Annotated in this window: 4 protein-coding genes; all 4 read left to right on the top strand. The window is 72.4% G+C overall.

Annotated features, from left to right (window positions below; translation table 11 throughout):
• On the top strand, nt 1-991 hold a 991-nt coding region (locus NOD94_RS15260; protein WP_281206449.1), incomplete at its 5' end, for a PP2C family serine/threonine-protein phosphatase.
• The gene (locus tag NOD94_RS15255; protein ID WP_281206448.1) at nt 988-1938 is read left to right on the top strand and encodes a phosphotransferase; all 951 of its coding nucleotides are present in this window, start codon (nt 988-990) and stop codon (nt 1936-1938) included. The genes NOD94_RS15260 and NOD94_RS15255, both read left to right, overlap by 4 nt.
• 471 nt (nt 1939-2409) lie before the next feature.
• On the top strand, nt 2410-3795 hold the full coding sequence (locus NOD94_RS15250) for an NAD(P)/FAD-dependent oxidoreductase (RefSeq protein ID WP_281206447.1): 1386 nt from the start codon (nt 2410-2412) through the stop codon (nt 3793-3795).
• 168 nt (nt 3796-3963) lie between these two features.
• Nucleotides 3964-5343 (top strand): cyclopropane-fatty-acyl-phospholipid synthase family protein, encoded by a 1380-nt coding sequence (locus NOD94_RS15245; protein ID WP_281206446.1) that lies wholly within the window; start codon nt 3964-3966, stop codon nt 5341-5343.
• Nucleotides 5344-5469: the final 126 nt, after the last annotated feature.

Here is a 5469-nt window from a genome sequence, read left to right as displayed (position 1 = left end):
GGGCCTGCGTCCCGAGCAGATCGACACCACCGAACGGTCCCTGTGGCGTTACCACGCGGCCCTGCCCGTTCCGGCCGTCGCCACCCTCGGGGACCCGCTGTTCAGCGGGTCCCGGCCGCCGCTCTACGTCCCGCACCCGGTCCCGCCGTCCGCCGCCCGACCCGACGTGGAGGCCGCGGCCGTCCCGGACACCGTCCTCGACGGGGCCGCGTACGGGCCGCTCACCGTGCGGGCCGCCTCCGTGCGGGGCGACGCCCACCGCTACCACGCCGAGCCCCGCCAGGACTCGCTGTGCGTGGCCCGGCTCGGCGACCCGGACGGCACGGCCGGGCTGCTCCTGCTGGCCGTCGCGGACGGCGTCGGCTCCGCGGCCCGTTCGCACCTGGGCTCCGCCCTCGTCTGCCGGGAGACGGTCCGCCTGCTCGACGAGTACGCGGAGGAACTGTCCGAGTGCCTGCGCGCGGGCAACGAGAGGTCCCTCAACGGCCTGGTCAACTCCGCCGTCGGCAGGATCGCCGACCGCCTCGTGCGCACCGCCGAGGAGGCGGGGCACCGCCCCGGCGACTACGCGACCACCCTGCGCGTCCTGCTCGTCCCCCTGGACCCGGCCGTACGCGGCCGGCTGCTGCTCACCGTCGGCGACGGCGGTACGGCCCTGCTGCGCGACGGCGTCTGGCAGTTGGACGTGCTCGGTGACGCGCAGCGCCCCGGCACCGGGATCATCGACACCGGCACGTCGGCGCTGCCCTCCACCCGGCACGCCGAGGTCGACCTCGTCACCACCCTCCCCGGTGACCTGCTCGTCCTGTCCACGGACGGCCTGTCGACCATGCTCGCCGGGGACGGGGGGAGCCGCGACTTCCTGGGCCGTGCCTGGGGCGGCTGCGCGCCGCCGCCCGGCCTCGCCGACTTCCTCTGGCAACTCCAGTACCGGGTCAAGTCCTACGACGACGACCGCACCGCCGTCTGCCTGTGGGAGGCGGACGCATGACCGTCGTCGACGGAGCCGACGTACCGCTCTCCTCGCTGCGTCCGCGGCAGAAGGTGGGTGACGGCGGCCAGGGCGAGGTGAGCGCCCTCGAAGGGCAGCCTGGCGTGCTCTACAAGAGCTACCGCGAGCCGCACCGCGTCGCGGGCGACGCCCTGTCCGGCCTGGTCTCCGTACGCCTGGCCCTGGCGCCGGTGGAGCGGGACCGGCTGGACGCCTCGGCGGCGTGGCCGCTCTGCCGGGTCGTCGACGCGGGCCGGGTCACCGGATTCCTCATGAACGAGGCGCCCGCCTCCATGCGCTGGTCCGCCGGCGACGGCACGACCCGGCTGACGGAACTGGCGTACCTGATCCACGGGGCCAAGGCCGCCTGGCGGGGGGTGCTCCAGCCGACGCCCGCGGAGCGGTACGCCCTGGTGGTCGCGTTCGTCGAGCTCGTCGACCGGTTGCACGCGACGGGCCTGGTCCTGGGAGACCTGTCGCAGGCGAACGTGCTGTGGACGGTCCGCCCGGACCCGGCCGTCTACCTGCTGGACTGCGACGGCATCCGGCTGAGCGGCAGCGCCCCGGTACTGGCCCAGGCGGACACCCCGGACTGGAACGACCCGCTCGCCCCGGCGGGGACGGTCACCGTCGACAGCGACCGCTACAAGTCGGCCCTGGCGATCGGCCGGATGCTGGCCCAGCGGGCCTACGTGAGCCCGGGGCCGGACCTGACCCCGCTGCCGGGGGTCCTCGACGACGACCGCAAGCTCGCCGCCGTGCGCGCGCTCTTCGCCCAGGCCGCCGGCGCCCACGGCAGCCGGCCGGGCCTCGGGCAGTGGCGGGCGGCCCTGGCGGGCCGGCAGCAGATCAAGCTGACGGCCGCGAAGCCCCGGCCGAGGCCGGAACTGGACCCGTCGGCGATCGAGGGGCCCCGGACCCGGTCGGTCATCCGGCTCCGCGACTGATCAGCCGCGGCTCCGCCGGTCCTCCGGCGGGGCCGGAGGATCGTGGTCCGGGCGAGAACGATCAGTGCGGCGGCAGTGCGGGAGGCGCCGGACAGGGCCCCAACGGCCTTTCGGGGGGCCGAAAGTCCCCCTGTCCACATGAACTTCGTGAAGTTCTTCACAAGGAATATGAGCCCGTGGGCCCCCAATGTGACCCCCTCGTGGCCGGCATGCGGGTTTCGTGGGGGTGTTCGTGTGAATCGTGGACATCGGGAGAGGTCGCCGGTAGGTATCCACCAACCCGGTGGTCTACTCCGCTCACAGGCCTGGAGGCCAGTTCAGGACGGGTGAACAACGATTCCGGCCACCCCCCGGTTCCCACTCCACCCCATGATCTGGGTCACGTGGGCGGCGCAGTGTAGCAGAGGTGTCCCCACACCTTGTGAAGGGGCTCACGAGCGTCACCCCTGAGGGTGCTGGATACTCATTCTCATGAGCACCACGGAGCGTCCCAGGATCCTCGTTGTAGGAGGTGGGTACGTAGGCCTGTACGCAGCCAAGCGCATCATGAAGAAGATGCGTTACGGCGAGGCGACCGTCACGGTCGTCGACCCGCGCTCGTACATGACCTACCAGCCCTTCCTCCCCGAAGTGGCCGCAGGCAGCATCTCGCCTCGGCACGTCGTCGTCCCGCTGCGACGCGTGCTGCCCAAGGCAGAGGTTCTCACCGGCCGGGTCACGACCATCGACCAGGACCGCAAGGTCGCCGTCGTCACGCCGCTGGTCGGCGAGGCGTACGAGCTGCCTTTCGACTACCTGGTGATCGCGCTCGGCGCCGTTTCCCGCACCTTCCCGATCCCCGGCCTGGCCGAACAGGGCATCGGCATGAAGGGCGTGGAAGAGGGCATCGGCCTGCGCAACCACGTACTCGAACAGCTCGACAAGGCCGAGTCCACGACGGACGAGAACGTCCGCCGCAAGGCCCTCACCTTCGTCTTCGTCGGCGGCGGCTTCGCCGGCGCGGAGACCATCGGTGAGGTCGAGGACATGGCCCGCGACGCCGCGAAGTACTACGCCACGATCAAGCGCGAGGACATGCGCTTCATCCTGGTCGACGCCGCGGACAAGATCCTTCCCGAGGTCGGGCCGAAGCTCGGCACCTGGGGCAAGGAGCACCTGGAGTCGCGCGGCATCGAGATCTACCTCAACACCTCCATGGACTCCTGCGTGGACGGCCACGTGGTGCTGAAGAACGGCCTCGAGGTCGACTCCAACACCATCGTCTGGACCGCGGGCGTCAAGCCGAACCCGGTGCTGGCCCGCTACGGCCTGCCGCTGGGTCCGCGCGGCCACGTCGACGCCGAGCCGACCCTCCAGGTCAAGGGCACGGACTACATCTGGACCGCGGGCGACAACGCCCAGGTTCCGGACGTGGCCTCCCGCAAGGCCGGCGTGGAGAACGCCTGGTGCCCGCCGAACGCCCAGCACGCGCTGCGCCAGGCCAAGGTCCTCGGCGACAACGTGATCTCGGGCATGCGGGGCTTCCCGCAGAAGACGTACGAGCACTCCAACAAGGGTGCGGTGGCGGGCCTCGGCCTCCACAAGGGCGTCGCGATGATCGTCATGGGCAAGATGAAGATCAAGCTCAAGGGCCGGCTCGCCTGGTACATGCACCGTGGCTACCACGGCATGGCCATGCCGACCTGGAACCGCAAGATCCGTGTCTTCGCCGACTGGACCCTCGGCATGTTCCTCAAGCGCGAGGTGGTCTCCCTCGGAGCCCTCGAAACCCCGCGCGAGGAGTTCTACGAGGCCGCCAAGCCGGCTCCGGCCCCCGCGGCCGCCGCCGCCCCGGCCGAGAAGGCCAAGGCCTCCTGACCCGGCGCGGCCCGGCAGGAACCTGAGCACGACCAGTACGTCCCGAAGGGGCCGTCCGCCATCCGTGGTGCGGGCGGCCCCTTCGGCGTACCCGGAGGCACCAGCCGCTGATTGGCGCGGATCGGAAGTGGGTAGGCCGTTCGGTCGGAACTTCTGGAGGTGCCTGCGATGACCGACGCCGCGCCGCGGCTGGCCGCTCTTGCCGAAACACTGCTGGGCGCCCCCCTGCCCGTCCGCATACGGGCCTGGGACGGCACCGAGGCCGGCCCTGAGACGGGCCCCGTCCTCGTCCTGGCCAACCGGCGCGCGCTGCGCCGCATGCTGTGGAAGCCGGGCGAGCTCGGCCTGGCCCGCGCCTGGGTCGCCGGCGACCTGACCGTCGAGGGCGACCTCTTCGAGCTGCTGGACCGGGTGGGCGGCCTGCTGTGGGAGCGGGAACCCGCCCCGGCGCCCGCGTCCACCACCCCGCCCACCGGACTGGCCAAGCTGGCCGCGCTGCGCCCGCTCCTGCCCGCGCGGGCCGGCGGCGCGGTCGACACGGCGGGGCTGCTCCGCGACCCGGACGTACGGGCCGCCGTGCGCGAGCTGGTGACCCTGGCGCGCCCGTGGGCCGCGCCCGCCCCGCCGCCCGAGGAGGCCGCGCGCCGCGGGGGGCCCGCGCACTCCAAGGGTCGCGACCGCCAGGCCATCAGCCACCACTACGACGTGGGCAACGAGTTCTACGAGCACGTGCTCGGGCCCTCGATGGTCTACTCGTGCGCCTACTGGACCCCCGGCGGCACCCTGGAGGACGCCCAGCGGGACAAGCTCGACCTGGTCTGCCGCAAGCTCGGCCTGACCCCCGACACCCGGCTCCTCGACGTGGGCTGCGGCTGGGGCTCCATGGCCCTGCACGCGGCCCGTGAGTACGGCGTCCGGGTCACCGGCATCACGCTCTCCCGGGAGCAGGCCGCGTACGCCCGCAAGCGGATCGCGGAGGAGGGCCTGACCGACCGGGTGGAGATCCGGATCCAGGACTACCGGGACGTCAAGGACGGCCCGTACGACGCCATTTCCTCGATCGGGATGGCCGAACACGTCGGCGCCGACCGCTACCGCGAGTACGCCCGCACCCTGCACTCGCTGCTGGCCCCCGGCGGTCGGTTGCTGAACCACCAGATCGCCAGACCCCCGGAGCCCGACGAAGAGGCGCACCGGATCGACGAGTTCATAGACGCCTACGTCTTTCCCGACGGGGAGCTCTCCCCGCTCGGCACCACGGTCGGCGAGCTGGAGCGGGTCGGCTTCGAGGTGCGCGACGTGGAATCGCTGCGCGAGCACTACGCGCTCACCCTGCGCGCCTGGGTGAAGCGGCTGGAGGACCACTGGGAGGAGGCCGTACGGCTGACCTCGCCCGGTCGGGCCCGCGTCTGGCTGCTGTACATGGCGGCCTCCGCGCTCGGCTTCGAGCACGCCCGCCTCGGTGTGAACCAGGTCCTCGCGGTCCGGCCGCGCCCCGGCGGCGCCGCGGACCTGCCGCTGCGCACGCGGACGTGGGGCTCGGAGTAGGCGCGCCCCCTCGCGGACGACGGGAAGGGGGGCCGGGGGGGCCCCCCCCCCCCCCCCCCGGTAACTATGCAGTCGCCGCGCCCCCCCGGCACAGACTTTTTTAACTCTGCATATTATTAAATACAG

Origin of the sequence: Streptomyces sp. Isolate_45, from assembly GCF_024721315.2 — a bacterium.
In the GTDB taxonomy this organism is placed as follows: Bacteria; Actinomycetota; Actinomycetes; order Streptomycetales; family Streptomycetaceae; genus Streptomyces.
This window is presented reverse-complemented; position numbering and strand designations above follow the sequence as displayed.

What these genes read in the sequence shown, in the direction of transcription:
- NOD94_RS15255 (WP_281206448.1), top strand. Translation starts at nt 988, where the DNA reads ATGACCGTCGTCGACGGAGCCGACGTACCGCTCTCCTCGCTGCGTCCG.
- NOD94_RS15250 (WP_281206447.1), top strand. Translation starts at nt 2,410, where the DNA reads ATGAGCACCACGGAGCGTCCCAGGATCCTCGTTGTAGGAGGTGGGTAC.
- NOD94_RS15245 (WP_281206446.1), top strand. Translation starts at nt 3,964, where the DNA reads ATGACCGACGCCGCGCCGCGGCTGGCCGCTCTTGCCGAAACACTGCTG.